Below are 17,058 nucleotides of genomic sequence, written 5' to 3' on the forward strand. Positions count from 1 at the left end.
CCCACCACCGTGTCGTAGCCCTGCGGCAGCGCGCGGATGAACTCCGCCGCCTGCGCCGCCTCCGCCGCCGCCTCCACCTGGGCCTGCGTCGCGTCCGGGTGGCCGTAGGCGATGTTGTCGCGCACCGTGCCGGAGAACAGCAGCGCGTCCTGCAACACCACGCCTATCTGCGAGCGCAGGCTCGCGAGCGTCACGTCCCGCACGTCGTGCCCGTCCAGCAGCACCGCGCCCCCGGTGACGTCGTAGAAGCGGGGCAGCAGGTTGATGAGCGTGCTCTTCCCGGAGCCCGTCGTCCCCAGCACCGCCACGAACTGCCCGGGCTCCAGCGTCACGCTCAGCCCGCGCAGAATCTCCCGCTCGCTGCCCGCGTAGCGGAAGCGCACGTCGCGCAATTCGATGCGGCCCTGGAGCGGCGGCAGCGGCACGGCGCCCGGGCGGTCCGTCACCTCCACCGCCGTGTCGAGCAATTCAAAGACGCGCAGCGCGGAGGCGCTGGCCCGCGACAGGCTGGACGCGAGGAAGCCCAGCGTCATCAGCGGCATCAACAGGAAGGCCAGGTAGCTGTTGAATGCCACCAGCTCCCCCAGCGTGAGCCGCTGGTGGAAGATGCGCCAGCCGCCCACGCCCACCACCATCAGCGTCCCCAGGTTGGAGAAGAAGGTGACGAAGGGGAAGTTGTTGGCCAGCGCGTCCACCAGCTTGAGGTTCTGCGCCTGGAGCTTCGCGTTCGTCTCTCCGTAGCGCGCCATCTCCCGCGCCTCGGCGGAGAAGGCCCTCACGACGCGCAGCCCGCGCAGGTCCTCCTGGAGCGTGGTGTTGAGCGTGCCCAGCAGCGCCTGGAGCTGGCCGAACAGCGGCCGCATCCGCGTCACGAACGAGCGCAGCACGAAGAGGATGGGCGCCACGGACCCGAGCGCCGCCAGCGCCAGCACCGGATCCAGATAGAGCAGCAGCCCCGCGCAGCCCACCAGCATCGCCGCCGACGCGGCGAACTGCACCACGCCGCTGCCCACGAAGGTGCGCACCGCCTCCACGTCGCTGGTGAGCCGCGTGAGCAACTGCCCCGTCTGCGCCTGGTCGTAGTAGCTGAAGGAGAGCCGCTGGATGCGCGCGAAGAGCGCGTCGCGCAGGTCGAACGCCACGCCCTGCGACGCGCGCTCGGCCAGGTAGCCCTGGAGGAAGTTGAACAGGCCCCGCCCCAGCGCGATGGCGACCAGTCCCCCCACCGCCAGCCACACCGGCCGCCGCTCCCCGCGCGCGAGCCCCTGGTCGATGGCGATGCGGATCATCTGCGGGGCGCCCAGGTTCGCCGCCGACACCAGCAGCAGCGACAGCAGGGCCCCCAGGGACTCCAGGCGGTAGCGGCGCAGGTAGCGCAGGGCCCGGAGGATGGCGGCGAAGCCGCCGGCGGGGCGGCCGGAGGCGGGTGCGGACGTGCTCACGTGGGGGATCCCTGCCCCTTCGCCTGGAGCGCGGAGGCGCGCGCATGATGGGCGCGCGCCCCGGCTGCATCAAGCACGACGCGCGGGACATGAAGGTGCGCGAACAGGGTTGCGCGACGCACCATGCCCCGTTACGTCGGCCGCCAGATCCCGGTTCGTTGCGAGGTGAACGTCATGGAGTACCGGCAGCTTGGTGGTTCGGGTTTCAAGGTCCCCATCCTCAGTCTGGGCACGGGCACGTTCGGCGGCTCGGGCGAGTTCTTCAAGGGCTTCGGCTCCAGCGACGTGAAGGAGGCCACGCGGCTGGTGGACATCGCGCTGGAGGCGGGCGTGAACATGTTCGACTCCGCGGACGGCTACTCCGCCGGGCTCGCGGAGGAGATCCTGGGCAAGGCGCTGGAGGGGCGGCGCGACCAGGCCATCATCTCCACCAAGGCGACGTTCCGCGCGGGCACTGGCCCCAACGACGTGGGCTCCTCGCGCTTCCACATCACCCGCGCGGTGGAGGCCGCCCTGCGCCGGCTGAAGACGGACTACATCGACCTGTTCCAGCTCCACGCCTTCGACGCGACGACCCCCGTGGAGGAGGCGCTCAACACGCTGGATGACCTCGTGCGCGCGGGGAAGATCCGCTACATCGGCTGCTCCAACTTCTCCGGCTGGCACCTGATGAAGTCGCTCGCGGTGTCGGAGCGCTACAACCTGGCCCGCTACGTGGCCCACCAGGCGTACTACTCGCTCGTCGGCCGCGACTACGAGTGGGAGCTGATGCCGCTCGCGCAGGACCAGAAGGTGGGCGCGGTGGTGTGGAGCCCGCTGGGCTGGGGCCGCCTGACGGGCAAGCTGCGCCGGGGCCAGCCGCGCCCGGAGACCAGCCGCCTGAACAACCCCGCCACCGCGAGCGGCGGCCCGCAGGTGCCGGAGGAGTACCTGTACAAGGTCGTGGACGCGCTCGACGTCGTCGCGAAGGAGACGGGCAAGACGGTGCCGCAGGTGGCGCTCAACTGGGTGCTCCAGCGGCCCACCGTGTCCAACGTCATCATCGGCGCGCGCACGGAGGAGCAGCTGCGCCAGAACCTGGGCGCCATCGGCTGGAACCTCACGCCCGCGCAGGTGGCCACGCTGGATGCCGCCAGCTCCGTGCCCTGGCCGTACCCGTACTTCCACCAGCGTCAGTTCGCCGAGCGCAACCCCTTCCCGGTGACCTGATACCGGTCCCCGCCGTGACGGGCCTTGTCCGCCCATCGTGATGGAAGGAGGCGGGCGGGGCCCGGGTCCGCCCGCCTCCGCCCACAGGGCAGGTCCATCCTCCCCCGGGACTGAGCACTTCACGTTCACGAGGTCACCGTCGGCGCGCCCTGGAGTCACGGGCCGCCGGGCGGGGCTTCGCTTCTCGCGTGGAGGCGCGCTCGCTCATGTCCCTCAAGGAATACAAACCCGGCAGACCCTTCCCCGGCACCATCGGTCGTACCTGGGAGCAGTCGTCCCCCGCGTGGCCCGCGCCGCTGCGCTCGAAGCCCGGCGCACCCAACGTCCTGTTCATCATCCTGGATGACACGGGCTTCGGGCACCTGGGCTGCTACGGCTCGCCCATCCGCACGCCGAACCTGGACCGGCTGGCGAAAGGCGGGCTGCTCTACAACAACATGCACACCACCGCGCTGTGCTCGCCCACGCGCTCGTGCATCCTCACCGGCCGCAACCACCACTCCAACGGGATGGCCACCATCACCGAGACGTCGCTCGGCTACCCCGGCTACAACGGCACCATCCCCTTCGAGAACGGCCTGCTCTCCGAGATGCTCATGGAGGCTGGCTACAACACGTATGCCATTGGAAAGTGGCACCTGGCCCCCGCGGAGCAGACGAGCGCCGCCGGGCCGTACTCGCGCTGGCCGCTGGGGCGCGGCTTCGAGCGCTTCTACGGCTTCCTGGGCGGGGACACCCACCAGTACTACCCGGACCTCATCCACGACAACCACGCCATCCGAGCGCCCGCGACGCCGGAGGAGGGCTACCACCTCACGCCGGACCTCGTGGAGAAGGCCATCGACTGCATCGCGGACACCAAGCAGGTCGCGCCCGACAAGCCCTTCTTCCTCTACTTCGCGACGGGCGCCATGCACGCGCCCCATCACGTGCCGAAGGAGTGGGCGGACCGCTACAAGGGCCAGTTCGACGACGGCTGGGACGCGTACCGGCAGAAGGTGTTCCAGAAGCAGCTGGAGCTGGGCGTGTTGCCGAAGGGCACGCAGCTGTCCCGCCATGACCCCGACGTGCAGGACTGGGAAGCGCTGCCCCCGGAGGAGAAGCGCCTCTACGCCCGAATGATGGAGGTGTTCGCGGGCTTCCTGGAGCACACGGACCACCACATCGGGCGGCTGCTGAAGTTCCTGGAGGACACGGGACAGTTGGACAACACGCTCATCATGGTGCTGTCCGACAATGGCGCCAGCGCCGAGGGTGGGCCGCACGGCTCGGTCAACGAGCTGAAGTTCTTCAACAACACGCCGGAGTCGCTGGAGCAGAACATGGCGGCCATCGACGAGCTGGGCGGGCCGAAGTACTTCAACCACTACCCGTGGGGCTGGGCCTGGGCGGGGGACACGCCGTTCCGCCGCTGGAAGCGGGAGGTGTACCGGGGCGGCACCACCGACCCGTTCCTCGTCCACTGGCCCAAGGGCATCCAGGCGAAGGGCGAGGTGCGCGCGCAGTACGCGCACGCCATCGACATGGTGCCCACGGTGCTGGACTGCCTGGGGCTGGAGCCGCTGGCTGAAATCCGGGGCGTCACCCAGTCCCCCATCGAGGGCGTCAGCTTCAGGCACACGTTCAACGACGCGAACGCGGAGAGCCACCACCACACCCAGTACTTCGAGATGTTCAGCAACCGCGCGCTCTACCACGACGGCTGGCGCGCGGTGTGCCCGTTCCCCGGGCCTTCCTTCACGGAAGCCGGGGAGGGCTTCGGCGAATCGACGCTCACCGAGGACCGGCTGCGCGAGCTGGATGCGCAGGGCTGGGAGCTGTACCGCGTCTCCGAGGACGCCTCCGAGACGAAGAACGTGGCGCAGGAGCATCGGGGCAAGCTCATCGAGATGATCGCCCTCTGGTACGCGGAGGCGGGGCGCTACCAGGTGCTGCCGCTCGCGTCGCCGACGCGCGCCGTGTTCGCGCAGGAGCGGCCGCAGATCACCCAGGACCGCAAGCGCTACGTGTACCGCCCGCGCACCTCACCCACGCCAGAGAACGCGGCCGTTCACGTGCTCAACCGCCCCCACACCATCACCGCCGAGGTGGACCTGAGCGGCGAGGCGGAAGGGGTGCTGCTGTGCCATGGCGGCCTCACCGGCGGCTACACCTTCTTCGTCCAGGACGGGAAGCTGCACTACGTCTACAACTTCGTCGGCGAACAGGAGTTCCACATCGAGTCGGCGGTGGACGTGCCGCTGGGGCGCTCGGAGTTGAAGTTCTCCTTCGAGCCCACCGGCAAGCCCGACCTGAAGGCGGGGCGGGGCGCGCCAGGACGGGGCCGGCTCTACATCAACGACGACCTGGTGGCCCAGAGCGACATCTCCGCCACCATGCCGCTCATCCTCAGTCTGGGAGAGGGGCTGACGTGCGGCCGGGATGAGAGCTCCTCCGTGAGCAAGCTCTACGCCGCGCCCTTCGAGTTCACCGGCACGCTCTTCCAGGTGACGGTGGACGTCTCCGGCAAGCACCTCCGCGACGCGAAGTCGGAGCAGAAGGTGGCGATGGCGAAGCAGTGAGGCCTTGAAGCCGTGACAGCGAACGACAGGCCCGGACGGGAGGGGGAACGCCCGTCCGGGCCTCGAAACGAGGGTGACTACTTCACGCCGACGGCGGTCCAGGCGTCCTGGACCTTCTTCACTTCGACGGAGTCCTTGCCGTACAGGTCGGTGGCGGACTTCACGGTGGCGGCGCGGGCCTCGGAGAAGTTCGTCTGCGGCGTCATGTACGTGGTGAGGGCGCGGCCGAAGATCTTCAGGCTCTTCTCCATGCCGATGCCGTCCTTCACTTCCAGGCCGGACGTCTTGTTCTTGCCGCCCTCGGTGAGCAGGTAGAAGGCGTTGTTGGCGATGCCGCTGGAGCCGTGGACTTCCGTCATCTTCGGGAAGTTCTTGTAGTTGTCGATGGAGTACCCGTCCGACGTCGGGTCGTTCATGTAGCGGAGGGCGTCCGTGTTGTCGCCGTTCTTGGGCGTCCACGCGTCCTCGCCCACGGCCCAGTCGGACTTCACCGCGCTGTTCTTCTGGCTGGCGTACCACTCCACGCCCGCGCCCATGATGTCGCTGAAGGACTCATTGAGGCCGCCGGACTCGCCCTCGTACTCCAGGCCCGCGGTGCGCTCGGTGAGGCCGTGGCTGATTTCGTGGCCGGCGATGTCCAGCGTGGTGAGCGGGCCGGAGTCCTTCCCGTCGCCGTCGCCGTAGCTCATCTTCTCGCCGTCCCAGAACGCGTTCACCAGGTTCACGTCGGTGTGCACGTAGGAGACGAGCTTCTCGCCCTTGCCGTCGATGGAGTCGCGGCCGAGGATGTCCTTGTAGAAGTCGTACGTCATCTCCGCGCCGTAGTGCGCGTCCACGGCGGTGGCGGCGCGCGCGGGGTCGGTCTTCTCGCCCCAGACGTCGTTCTTGTCGGTGAAGGCCGTGGTGCCCGACGCGTTCTCCTGGTTCTTCGCGTCGTACGTCACGATGCCCTTGCCGCGCGTCTTGTCCTCCAGGGAGAACGTGCCGTCCTTGTTCTTCGTCGTGGAGAGGTCCACCTTGCCGCTGTACATCGTCGTGTCGTCCACGACGCCCGTGCCCCGGGCCTTGTCACCGGTGGTGGGGGCGGGCGTCTTCGACGGCGCCGAGCTGCCGCCCGCGCGGGTGGCGCCCGGGCGCTCCGCGTGGCTGATGGTGTTGAACTGCTTGATGGACTCGCCGGTGTTCGCGTCGATGAAGTAGTTCATCGAGCGGGGCTCCTTGCCGTTGCCCACCGACGTGTCCGTCAGCGTCACGTGGAAGGCCGCGCGGTACTGGCCGTCCTTGCCCTTCACGATTTCGCGCTCCACGGTGGGCTGGCGCGTCGTGGTGCCGTTGAAGTCCTTCTGCGCCGTCGCCAGCGCGTCCTTCGCGGTCAGCTTCGTGGGCGCCTTGCCCAGGCCCACCGGGATTTCGGACACGTTGCCCGTGAGGCTGTCGAACTGGCCCTTCGCGTCCAGGTGGCCGATGACCTGCTCACCGGAGACCTTCACGCCCTCGTGCATGCGGTCCAGGCGCACGTGCGTCATGCCCAGCTGGTCGCGCTCCACGGACCGGGGAGAGAACGACGCGCCGCCGGTGATGCCGGACAGCTGCGGGTTCTTCTGGTTCACGTACGACACCGTCTGCTGCACGGCCTGCTGCGCCTGGGGGCTGCTCAGGTCCACCGGACCCGGCGTCACCTTCGTGCCCACGCCGTTGAGCGCCACCGCCGCCTTCGCCTTGCTGGGCGCGCCCGCGCTGAAGCTGGACTGGGAGCTCATGCCCACCGGGCCCGTGGGCTTCGCGACGGTGTTCGTCGCCTTCGTGTCCGTGCGCTGGGAGGGGATGACGGCGGGCTTCGAGAGGTCGGTGCGAAGAGCCATGGTGGTTTTCTCGGGGGGAAGAAGACTTACAAATTGATTCTCGTGTCAGCCGCCCGAAGGTTGCGTGTGGGCTGAATCCTGACAGGGGGTTTATGGGCTTAAGTGTATGATTTTATTGATGAAGTATTCGTCCCACATTTCCCGCAAAAGAACCTTCCGACCGGTAGGGAGGTGACCCGCGGGGCTGTATTTCGGTTCATTTTCGAGCGCTTCCTGGCCCGCCGTCCACCCACCCCCAGTGGCTGGAAGCTTGACCGCCCGCTCCCTTTGTGGGTATTGAAATTGATAGTGATTATCAACTTCAACTTGGCTCGAGCCAACAGGTAGGACGGAGGACACGCCGTGGCACGTGAACTGGGACCGCGAGGGAAGATGTGTCGGCGGTTGGGCATCCCCCTGTCGCGCATCAGCGCGAAGGACCCCGACAAGGACCCGGTGTTGCGGCGGCCGTATCCGCCCGGGCAGCACGGCGCGACGGCGCGCACGTCGGTGAGCGACTTCGCGCAGCGGCTGCGGGAGAAGCAGAAGCTGAAGCTGCACTACGGCCTGCTGGAGAAGCAGTGCCGCAGCGCCTTCCTGGAAGCGCGCCGGTCGCCGGGCAACACCGGCAAGGTGCTGATGCAGTTGTTGGAGAGCCGGCTGGACGCGCTGGTGCTGCGCGCGGGCCTGGCGACGAGCATCCGGCAGGCGCGGCAGTTCGTGCGCCACGGCTACTTCCAGGTGGACGGCCGCAAGGCGGACATCCCCAGCATCCGGCTCAAGCCGGGCAACGAGGTGCGCTTCCATCCCGCGCACCTGAAGCTGACGGCGGTGCAGGACGCCTTTGGCCGGATGAAGTCCCGGCAGGTGCCTGCCTACGTGCAGGTGCTGGGCGCGGGGGAGGGCATGCGCTTCGTGCGCCTGCCGGAGCGTGAGGAGATCCCCGTGGACGTGAACGAGCCGTTCATCGTCGAGTACTACGCGCAGCGCAGCTGATGCACCGGCGCGCCTCCGCCCGCCCGCGAGGCATGCGGGCAGGCAGGGGCGGCCCGACGCGCCCGCGCATCCCATCTTCCCCAAGGACCTCTTCCAGGGAGGAGCGGGCAGGATGCGCGGGGACGGGGGCGAGGCGACGGAAGGGTGGGTGGCACCGCGCGGGCGTTCGGCCCGGGGACACCTGCCCCGTCATGTCGCCGGCCTCTTCCGCTTCCAGCCGGGCCGGCCCGCGGTGGCGGCGGGTCTGCGCACGGGGCTGGCGTTGGGCGTCCCGCTGCTGGTGTCCGCGCTCCTGCAGATGCCGCAGGCGTCGTGGGCGGGCATGGCGGGGTTGTTCGTGGCGCTGGTGGACAAGGGCGGGCCGTACCGCACGCGGGCCCAGGCCATGGGCGCGATGACGGTGCTGGGCGCGCTGGTGGGGTTCATCATCGCGCTGCCCAGTCCCCTCTGGGTGGATGTGGGGCTGACGTTCTTCTGGGTGACGGCGTGCGGCTTCGCGCGCTGCTACGGGGACACGCCGGGCATCCTGGGGATGCTGCTGGCGAACCTGTTCGTGGTGTCGCTGGCGCTGCCCGTGCACAGTCCGAAGGCGGTGCTGCTGCAGGCGGTGTTCTTCGTGGCGGGCGGCCTGTGGTCCATGTTCCTGGCGCTGGTGCTGTGGCCGCTCAGGCCCTACCGCCCGGCGCGGCTCGCCATCGCCAACTGCTACGAGGAGCTGGCGAGCGTCGCGGAGGCGGTGGCGGTCTGGCCGTTGGAAGGGCCGTCCCGGGTGGGGACGTGGGATGCGGTGCAGCGGGCCGCGCGCGTGCGGCAGTCGCTGGAGACGGCGCGCGCCACGTTGGGCGCCACGCGCCAGGGGCGGCAGGAGGAGAGCGGACGCGGCGAGCACCTGCTGGTGCTGCTGGAGGACGCGGACGCAATGTCGCTGCTGCTCACCGCGATGTCGGAGTCGCTGGACGAGGCGCCGCGCGAAGGGGCCTGCCGCCAGGCACGCCAGGAGGCACAGCGCGCGTTGCGCTCGCTGGCGGTGGACCTGCGGGGCGTGGCGGGAGCGCTGGTGCGGGGCACCGTGCCGGTGCCGGCCTCATGGGACGTGGAGGCGGTGACGCGCGTGCTCCAGGCGGACGGGGGACTGCCGGAGCCGGCGCGCTCCCAGTACGCGCACCTCGCGGGCCTGCTGGGGCGCGTGCGCGAACACAGCGCCGTGGCGGTGGACGTGGCCTCCCGGCTGGAGCGCGGCGGGCCCCTGCCGGAGCGCGACACGAAGCCCTTCTCCATGGACCCGGGCCAGTCGCGCGCATGGTGGGCGGTGCTGGGCGACCACCTGACGCCGGAGTCCGTCGTCTTCCGGCACGCGCTGCGGCTGGGTCTCACCGCCACGGTGGCGACGGCGCTGGCGGAAGGGCTGGGGCTCAATCACTGGTACTGGGTGACCATCACCGTCATCGTCGTGCTGCAGCCCTACGCGGGCCTCACGACGGAGAAGGGGCTGCAACGCGTGGCGGGGACGCTGCTGGGCAGCGTGCTGGCGATGGGGCTGGTGCACGTGCTGCCGGAGCGGTGGATGATGCTCGCGATCATCGTGGTGCTCATCTGCGTGTCGGTGAGCGTGCGGCCGCTGAACTTCACCGTCTTCCAGGTGCTGCTGGCGCCCGCGCTGGTGCTGCTCGCCGAAATCCAGACGGGGGACTGGCAGCTCGCGGGGGTGCGCATCCTCAACACGTTGCTGGGGGGCGCATTGGCGCTGCTGGGCATCCGCCTGTTGTGGCCGAGTCCCGAACACGCGCGCTTCCCGGAGGAGGTGGCCTCCGTGCTGCGGGCGGATCGGGACTACTTCCGGGAGGTGGCGCGCACGCCGGTGCCGAAGGAGTCGGACCTGCGCGAGGCGCGGCGCAAGGTGGGCGTGGCGCTCTTGTCGGCGGAGGCGTCGTTCCAGCGCCTGCTCGGCGAGTGGAAGGGCCCCGCGAAGGAGCTGGAGCCCGGCATGGCGCTCATCACCTTCGCGAGGCGCCTCACGGCGGCGGTGACGGCGCTGGCGGCGAGCCGGGCCTGGCACCCGACGTCGGACCTGGGGCCGGTGATGCGCTACGTGTCGGACGCGCTGGAGGAGCTGGCCTCGGCGCTGGTGGCCCGCCGCGCGCCGGGTGGGCTCAAGCGCGAGGCGCCTCCCGTGGAAGGCGCGGACGCACTGGAGCGCACGCAGGTGTCACGGCTGGTGCGGCAGTTGGGTGTGCTCCACCACGCGGTGGAGCGCATGCCGCCAGCCCTGCGTGCGGCGGAGGCCGACGTCAGACCCGTTCCAGCTTGATGAGCAGCCGGCGCAGGTCCTCGTTGACGCGCACGAAGTTCGTGTTGCCCTTCTCGTCCTCCAGTTGCTTGCGCAGGGCGGGCAGCGACGCCTCGCGCAGCTTCTTCGCGGCGGCGGGCTCATCCGTCAGCCAGTCCACCGCCTGGATGACCGTGGCGCGCGCCTCGGTGTTCTTCTCGGTGAGCCGCGTGGCCAGCGTCGGGCCCTGGTCCGCCGCGCCCGAGCGGCCCAGCTCCAGCGCCGCGCGCTCCAGCATCACCGCGTCCGCCTTGGGCAGCCGCTGCGACCAGCAGCCCGCGTTGCCGGTACAGGCCTGCGCCGCCTCCAGCACCGCGCCATGGCCCAGGATGAGGTCCGCGCGCTTCTTGCCCAGCGCCGCCGCGTCCTCGCAGCCTTCCTCGCCCGTCACCTTGCAGTCGGACGCCGTCCGCGCGGGCTCCGCGGCGGCCAGCTTCGCCAGCATCGGCTGTTCACGCGCATCCCCGATGAGCGCGATGCCCTTCAGCGCCACCTCCCGCGCGTACCAGTCCGGGCTGCCCGCCGCCTTCTCCAGCGCGGGGAGCGCGTCGCGGCTGCCCACCAGTGACAGCGCCCGCACATAGACATCCCGCACCGTGGGGTCCGGCTCCGAGACGAGCACCGACAGCGGCTTCACCGCCTCCGGCGCGCGCATCCGCCCGAGCGAATCCGCCGCCTGCATCCGCACCAGCGCCTGAATCTGCGGATCCGAGTGCGTGAACGACAACTGCTTCACCAGCGGCGCCACCGCGCGCTTCTCCCGCAAATCCCCCAGCACCTGCGCGACCTTCATCGGGTAGCTGGCCGGGTTGACGCCCTGGGCCTTGGCCCACGTGAGCAGCTCCGCGTCCTTGCCCTCCAGCGCCGGCAGGAGCGCATCCGCCGCGGGCGCGCCCATCTGGTACAGCGCGAAGCTGCTCTCCACGTAGAAGGACACGCCCCGGCGCTCCTTCGTCAGCGTGCGCAAGAGCGCGGGGATGGCGCGCGGGTCGCCAATCTGCCCCAGCGCCTCGATGGCCTTCTTGTTGAGGAAGGGCTCCGCGGCCTCGTCCGTCGCCATCGCGATGAGCGAATCCACCGCCGGCTTCGCCTTCAGCGCGCCCAGCACCTGCACGGCCTCGATGCGCGTGTAGTTGTCCTTGTTGCGCAAGAGCGGCACCAGCGACGGCACCGCGCGCGCATCCCCAATCTTGCCCAGCGCGCCGACGATGGCCTTGTTCACCTGCTGCTCGGACGAATCGCTGGCGGACGGATCAATGGCCGCCGTCAGCGGCTCCAGCGAGGACGGGTGGTGCAGATCCCCCAGCGTCCGCGCCACCGCCGCCTTCACCTCCGGCTTGCGCTCCGACGCCAGCCGCGCGTGGAGGAAGGGCAGGAAGGCTTCGTTCACGTTGCCGGATGTGCGCATCGACTCAATGACTCGCACGCGGTCATCCGGGCGTTTGGCCCCCTCCAGGCTGGACTGCCAGTACTCCGGCGTTTTCGGGTCCTGCTTCGTGCAGCCTCCAAACGTCAGGCAGGACACCGTCAGGGACAGGGCGACGAATGAGCGGGACATGGGCATGGGGCTCCTTTGCGTCCAAAAGTCTGCGCTGCCGTCGGGTGTAGACCTGACGTGTCGAAGGACGCAAACCTCCCCCGACTCCTGGGGTACGCTGGTCAACGACATGGCCCTCGCTGAAGACAGTCGTAACGCGTCGCGTCCGAACATCCTGCGCCGGACGTACCTGCTCGACCGGGCGTTCCAGCTCAAATACATCCTGCTGCTCACGGGGATGGGGGCGGGGAGCATGCTGCTGTTCGGCGTGCTCGCCAACCAGGCCCTGGGGATGTCCGCCGACGGCGGGCTCTCAGGCGAGGAGACGCTCTGGTGGCTCACCGGCATGGGCACCGTGGGCATGGGCATCGCCCTGGGCCTGTTCGGCCTGCTCTTCACGCACCGTGTGGCGGGACCCGTCCACGTGATGAGCCTCTACGTCGCGGCGCTCGCGGCCGGCCGCTATCCGCGCCTGCGTCCCCTGCGGCGCAAGGATGAGCTGAGAGCCTTCTTCGGGCGCTTCAGCGAGGCGGTGGACCGCATCCGTCAGCGCGAGGCCGACGAGGCCCTGGCGCTGGAGCAGGCGCTGTCGGTGCTCAAGGACCTGGGCACCACGCCCGAGGCGCGCGAGGCCCTGGCCACGCTGGAGTCCCTGCGCGCCCGCAAGCGGCAGGCGGTGGATACGTCCGCGCCGCCCGCCACCTTCAAGTCCGTGGCCTGAGCGCCACCGCATCCATCTTCCCAAGGGATTCCCTTCACAATGAGCCGACCCCGCATCGTCTTCATGGGCACGCCCGAGTTCGCCGTGGCCTCGCTGGAGGCCTGCTTCGACGTGGGCGACGTCGTGGCCGTCGTCACCCAGCCGGACAAGCCCAAGGGCCGCAGCGGCGCCCCCATCGCGTCGCCCGTGAAGGAGCGCGCGCTGGAGAGGGGCCTCCCGGTGCTCCAGCCGCAGAAGCTGCGCACGCCACCCTTCGTGGACGAGCTGCGCCAGTACGCGCCCGACGTCTGCGTGGTGACGGCCTACGGGAAGATATTGCCCAAGGACCTGCTGGCCCTTCCGGTGAAGGGCTGCGTCAACGTGCATGGGTCGCTCCTGCCGCGCTTCCGGGGCGCCGCGCCCATCCAGTGGGCCATCGCGCACGGGGACACGGAGACGGGCGTCACGCTGATGGTGATGGACGAAGGCCTGGACACGGGCCCCATGCTGGCGACGAAGCGGCTGCCCATCGCCCCGGACGAAACGAGCGCCACGCTGTACCCGAAGCTGGCCGCGCTGGGCGGAGAGCTGCTCCGCGAATCTCTTCCACGCTACCTGAGCGGGGAATTGACGCCCACGCCCCAGCCGTCCGAGGGCATGGTGCTGGCGCCCATCATCGACAAGGAGGACGCGAAGCTGGACTTCGCGAAGTCCGCGGTGGAGCTGGACCGGCGCCTGCGGGCCTTCACGCCGTGGCCCGGCGCGTACACGCTGCTGTCAGGCAAGGTCTTCAAGGTGCACCGCATGCGGCCCGCCTCGGGAAAGGGTGAGCCCGGCGCGGTGTTGTCCGCGGGGCCGGACGGCATCGAGGTGGCGTGTGGCGAGGGCTCGCTCGTCTTCCTGGACGTCCAGCCAGAGGGCAAGCGGGTGATGCGCGCGGCGGATTTCCTCTCCGGCCACAAACTGCAGCCGGGCAGTCAGCCGTTCTCGTCGTGAGCGCGCCCCCGAGCGCCGCATGGAATCATCGAAGCCGAGGGAGTCTCCATCGATGGGCATGAAGCTGCTGGTGTTGCACGGACCGAATCTCAACCTCCTGGGCGAGCGCGAGGACCTCGCAGGGGGCAGCCTGGCGGACCTCGACGCGGCGCTGCGCGAGAAGGCGAAGGCGCTGGGCCTGGAGCTGAAGATCGTCCAGTCCAACCACGAGGGCGTCCTCATCGACACGCTGCACGCCGAGCGCAAGCACGTGGAGGGCATCGTCATCAACCCGGCGGGCTACTTCACGTCCTACGCGCTGAAGGAGGCGCTGGAGGCGGTGGGCCTGCCCGCCATCGAGGTGCTGCTCAAGCCCCCCGCCCGCGAGTCCATCGTCGCCGAGGCGTGCGCGATGCAGGTGCTGGGCCTGCACGGCTTCGACCCCTACCTCCAGGCGCTGGAGACCTTCGCGAGCGGCATCTTCAACCCCGCCATCCCGGGCCCCGTGAAGACGCTGGGCCGCCGCAAGGGCAAGGGCGCGCAGTCGGAGGGCACGTCCCGCCCGACGCCCAAGCTGGTGGGCCGGGTGCACCCGCTCAAGGGCGGCACGTCGGACCCCACGCCGCTGGCGGCTCCCGCGCGCTCGCTGGCGCGCACGGTGGAGGCGGGCGGGCACCTGAAGACGCTGGGCCGCAAGTCCACGACGTCCTCCGACGCGAAGACAGAGGGCAGGGCGGGCAAGACGCTGGGCCGCGCGGTGAAGGCGGGGGCCACGCCCGCGTCGGACCTGCTCACCCGGGCGCTCGTGCGCCAGAAGATCGCGGACCGGCTGGCCGGAAGACTGAGTGATGCGGAGCTGGCCACCTGGGCACGCGCGAAGTATCAGCAGGTCCAGCGTGGCGAACCCGCGGAGAGTGGCCACCGCGACCTCCTGGAGGACAGTCTCCAGAGCCTCACCCTGTCCCATCTGCCCGCGACGCGGATGTCGGACGAGCAACTGGTGGATTTGATGACCCGGCTGGAAGAAGGATGAACGCCCGTACCCTCGCCATCAACATCCTCGCGCGCGTGCGCGCCACGGACGCCTACCTCAACGTCGTGCTGGACACGGCGCTGTCGGAACACCCGCCCAAGGACCCCCGCGACGCGTCGCTCGTCACGGAGCTGACCTACGGGGCCACCCGGCGGCAGATGGCGCTGGACTACGCCATCACCCGCTTCGCGGACCGCAAGCTGGACGCGCTGGAGGACAAGGTGCTGGCCGCGCTGCGCGTCGGCGCCTACCAGCTCTTCCACACCCGCGTGCCCGCGCGGGCCGCCGTGGCGGAGACGGTGCAGGCCCTCAAGGACGTGGGCCTCGCGCGCGCGGCGGGCTTCACCAACGCCATCCTGCGCAAGCTGTCGGAGCTGCCCTCCCCTCCGCTGCCGTCCCAGAAGGACCCGGTGGAGTACCTGTCCGTGCGCGAAAGCCATCCGCGCTGGCTGGTGGAGCGGTGGATCCGCCAGTTCGGCCGCGAGCGCGCCGAGGCGATGCTGGTGGCCAACAACCTGCCGCCCGCGGTGGTGGTGCGCGCCAATACGTCCAAGGTGACGCGCGACGCGCTGCTCGCCCAGCTGAAGGAAGTGGGCGTGGACGCGCGCCCCACGGAGTCCTCGCCGGTGGGCATCATCCTGCCGCCCGTGGGCCGGGTGGAGGACCTGTACGGCTACGCCGAAGGGCTGTGGCAGGTGCAGGACGAGGCCGCGCAGCTCGTGGGCGTCTACGGCCAGATTCCGGAGTCCGCGCGCGTGCTGGACGCGTGCGCCGCGCCAGGCGGCAAGGCCTGCCATCAGGCGGAGACGCACGACGTGGTGGCGGTGGACCTGCACGCCAACAAGCTGCGCAAGATTGACGCGGAGGCCCAGCGGCTGGGGCTGTCCGGCCGGCTGAAGGCCTTCGCGCACGACGCGGCGGAGCCGTTCCCGGAGGCCTGGGGCGAATTCCACGCGGTGGTGGTGGATGCGCCCTGTTCAGGCCTGGGCACGCTGCGCCGGCACCCGGAACTGCGCTACCGCCGCAAGGAGGAGGACGTGTCCCGGCTGGCCACGCTCCAGCGGCGCATCCTGGAGAACTGCCAGGAAGCGGTGCCGCCCGGGGGCCTGCTGGTGTACGCGGTGTGCACGCCGGAGCCGCAGGAGGGGCAGGACCAGGTGGACATGTTCCTGCGCAGCCACCCGGAGTGGACGGCGGAGCCGCCCGTGCTGCCCGGCCTCAAGCTGCCGCTGGCCCAGGCGTGGCTGCGCACGCTGCCCGGACCGGAGGGCTACGACGGCTTCTTCGCCGCCCGGCTGCGCAAGATGTACTGAGCGCGCGCCGGGCGAGGGACTTCAACGCCTGCGTCAGTCGTCGTGCGGAATCAGGGCGGCCTGCTTGAAGGCCTCCAGCACGGCGGCGGACGCGCGGTCCAGGTACTTGCCCTTGCGGATGAGCAGACCGATGGGGCGCGACACCGGCCCCTCGGCGAAGGGCTTCGCGACCAGCGAGGAGGCCTTGATCTCCGCGTGGGCCGTGGCGAGCGGGAGGATGGCCACGCCCAGGCCCATCTCCACCGCGCGCTTGATGGTCTCCACGTTGTCCATCTCCATCACCGGATTGATGTCGATGTTCTTCTCGCGGAACAGGCGGTCCAACGCCTTGCGCGTGGGCGCCTCGCGGTCGAAGGCGATGAAGGGCACGCCCGACAGCGCCGTGACGCTCACCTTCGTCTTCGTGGCGAACGGGTGGTTGGGCGCGCACACCACCGCCAGCTTGTCGTCGCGGAACGGGAGGATGTCCACGCCCGCGCGCGGCTGCGGATAGGCCACGATGCCAATCTCCGCCGCGCCCAGGATGACGTCGTCGTAGACCTGATCATTGCGCCGGTAGTTCAGGCGCATGTTGACCTTGGGGTGCGTCTTCAACAGCTGCTTCTGCACCGCGTTCAATTCGTGCAGGCCCACCGAGTAGATGGTGGACACCGTGGTCGCGCCCGCGACCTCCGTGGCCTGCTCGCGGATCTCCTGCTCCACCTCCGCGAAGCGCGCCAATATCTCCTTGCAGCCCCGGAACAGCCGCTCGCCCGCGGGCGTGGGCGTCACCTGACGCGCACTGCGCGAGAGCAGCTTTTGTTCATAGCGGTTCTCCAGCGCGCGAATCTGCTGGCTCACCGCCGACTGCGTCACGTGATTGAGCTGCGCCGCGCGCGAGAACGAGCCCGTCTCGACCACGTCACAGAACATCTTCAATGATTCGAGCTGCATGAGGCCGTCTCCTACCCCCAAACCTAATGGCTGGGCCAGTAGTAATTAGGAGGTCTACCCAGTGTGCGAAAATGACCTGAAGGCAAAAAGTGCCTGCCTGCTGTGCATCGCGGCAAGGCGGTCCGGGTGAAGGCTCTCAACGTCTCAAGCGCTGGCTGTCTCTTATAGACATCTGACGCTGCCGACGAACTC

General features: G+C 69.8%; 12 protein-coding genes. 8 read left to right on the forward strand and 4 right to left on the reverse strand.

From position 1 onward, the window contains the following. Positions 1–1,442 (reverse strand): ABC transporter ATP-binding protein (locus D7Y13_RS23745; protein ID WP_147452480.1); only part of this gene is annotated, 1,442 nt, incomplete at its 3' end. 174 nt (positions 1,443–1,616) lie between these two features. On the opposite strand from D7Y13_RS23745, the gene D7Y13_RS23750 reads away from it, so the two are divergent. Continuing rightward, positions 1,617–2,651 (forward strand): aldo/keto reductase, encoded by a 1,035-nt coding sequence (locus tag D7Y13_RS23750; RefSeq protein ID WP_120536019.1) that lies wholly within the window; start codon positions 1,617–1,619, stop codon positions 2,649–2,651. A gap of 206 nt (positions 2,652–2,857) precedes the next feature. Further along, positions 2,858–5,212, forward strand: a complete 2,355-nt coding sequence (locus D7Y13_RS23755) for an arylsulfatase (RefSeq protein ID WP_120585093.1) — start codon at positions 2,858–2,860, stop codon at positions 5,210–5,212. A gap of 77 nt (positions 5,213–5,289) precedes the next feature. On the opposite strand, the gene D7Y13_RS23760 is transcribed toward D7Y13_RS23755, so the two are convergent. Beyond that, a complete protein-coding gene (locus tag D7Y13_RS23760; RefSeq protein WP_120585091.1) occupies positions 5,290–7,074 on the reverse strand; it encodes a M4 family metallopeptidase in 1,785 nt (594 codons plus the stop codon). Positions 7,075–7,416: 342 nt separating this feature from the next. Between D7Y13_RS23760 and rpsD the strand changes: the two genes are divergently transcribed. Beyond that, the gene (gene rpsD, locus D7Y13_RS23765) at positions 7,417–8,049 is read left to right on the forward strand and encodes a 30S ribosomal protein S4 (RefSeq protein WP_120536014.1); all 633 of its coding nucleotides are present in this window, start codon (positions 7,417–7,419) and stop codon (positions 8,047–8,049) included. 112 nt (positions 8,050–8,161) lie between these two features. Continuing rightward, on the forward strand, positions 8,162–10,357 hold the full coding sequence (locus D7Y13_RS23770) for an FUSC family protein (RefSeq protein ID WP_120585092.1): 2,196 nt from the start codon (positions 8,162–8,164) through the stop codon (positions 10,355–10,357). Here D7Y13_RS23770 and D7Y13_RS23775 read toward each other — a convergent pair. After that, positions 10,338–11,933, reverse strand: a complete 1,596-nt coding sequence (locus D7Y13_RS23775; protein WP_120536017.1) for a HEAT repeat domain-containing protein — start codon at positions 11,931–11,933, stop codon at positions 10,338–10,340. The genes D7Y13_RS23770 and D7Y13_RS23775 overlap by 20 nt on opposite strands. Positions 11,934–12,042: 109 nt before the next feature. Between D7Y13_RS23775 and D7Y13_RS23780 the strand changes: the two genes are divergently transcribed. Genes D7Y13_RS23780 through rsmB form a run of 4 tightly spaced genes read left to right on the forward strand, consistent with a single transcriptional unit; the run spans position 12,043 to position 15,933 of the window. Further along, complete coding sequence (locus D7Y13_RS23780; RefSeq protein ID WP_120536012.1) at positions 12,043–12,633, forward strand: signal protein; 591 nt, start codon at positions 12,043–12,045, stop codon at positions 12,631–12,633. 39 nt (positions 12,634–12,672) lie between these two features. After that, on the forward strand, positions 12,673–13,608 hold the full coding sequence (gene fmt, locus D7Y13_RS23785) for a methionyl-tRNA formyltransferase (RefSeq protein WP_120536011.1): 936 nt from the start codon (positions 12,673–12,675) through the stop codon (positions 13,606–13,608). Positions 13,609–13,660: 52 nt separating this feature from the next. Then, on the forward strand, positions 13,661–14,620 hold the full coding sequence (locus tag D7Y13_RS23790; protein ID WP_199732891.1) for a type II 3-dehydroquinate dehydratase: 960 nt from the start codon (positions 13,661–13,663) through the stop codon (positions 14,618–14,620). Next, the gene (rsmB, locus tag D7Y13_RS23795; protein WP_120536010.1) at positions 14,617–15,933 is read left to right on the forward strand and encodes a 16S rRNA (cytosine(967)-C(5))-methyltransferase RsmB; all 1,317 of its coding nucleotides are present in this window, start codon (positions 14,617–14,619) and stop codon (positions 15,931–15,933) included. The genes D7Y13_RS23790 and rsmB overlap by 4 nt, the downstream gene beginning before the upstream one ends. A gap of 33 nt (positions 15,934–15,966) precedes the next feature. On the opposite strand, the gene D7Y13_RS23800 is transcribed toward rsmB, so the two are convergent. Next, on the reverse strand, positions 15,967–16,866 hold the full coding sequence (locus tag D7Y13_RS23800) for a LysR family transcriptional regulator (RefSeq protein WP_120536009.1): 900 nt from the start codon (positions 16,864–16,866) through the stop codon (positions 15,967–15,969). Positions 16,867–17,058: the final 192 nt, after the last annotated feature.

The organism is Corallococcus praedator (assembly GCF_003612125.1).
In the GTDB taxonomy this organism is placed as follows: domain Bacteria; phylum Myxococcota; class Myxococcia; order Myxococcales; family Myxococcaceae; genus Corallococcus; species Corallococcus praedator.

Coding starts and splice junctions, on each gene's coding strand:
- D7Y13_RS23770 (WP_120585092.1), top strand. CDS start 8,162: ATGCGCGGGGACGGGGGCGAGGCGACGGAAGGGTGGGTGGCACCGCGC.
- D7Y13_RS23755 (WP_120585093.1), top strand. CDS start 2,858: ATGTCCCTCAAGGAATACAAACCCGGCAGACCCTTCCCCGGCACCATC.
- rsmB (WP_120536010.1), top strand. CDS start 14,617: ATGAACGCCCGTACCCTCGCCATCAACATCCTCGCGCGCGTGCGCGCC.
- fmt (WP_120536011.1), top strand. CDS start 12,673: ATGAGCCGACCCCGCATCGTCTTCATGGGCACGCCCGAGTTCGCCGTG.
- D7Y13_RS23750 (WP_120536019.1), top strand. CDS start 1,617: ATGGAGTACCGGCAGCTTGGTGGTTCGGGTTTCAAGGTCCCCATCCTC.
- D7Y13_RS23790 (WP_199732891.1), top strand. CDS start 13,661: ATGGGCATGAAGCTGCTGGTGTTGCACGGACCGAATCTCAACCTCCTG.
- D7Y13_RS23775 (WP_120536017.1), bottom strand. CDS start 11,933: ATGTCCCGCTCATTCGTCGCCCTGTCCCTGACGGTGTCCTGCCTGACG.
- D7Y13_RS23760 (WP_120585091.1), bottom strand. CDS start 7,074: ATGGCTCTTCGCACCGACCTCTCGAAGCCCGCCGTCATCCCCTCCCAG.
- D7Y13_RS23780 (WP_120536012.1), top strand. CDS start 12,043: ATGGCCCTCGCTGAAGACAGTCGTAACGCGTCGCGTCCGAACATCCTG.
- D7Y13_RS23800 (WP_120536009.1), bottom strand. CDS start 16,866: ATGCAGCTCGAATCATTGAAGATGTTCTGTGACGTGGTCGAGACGGGC.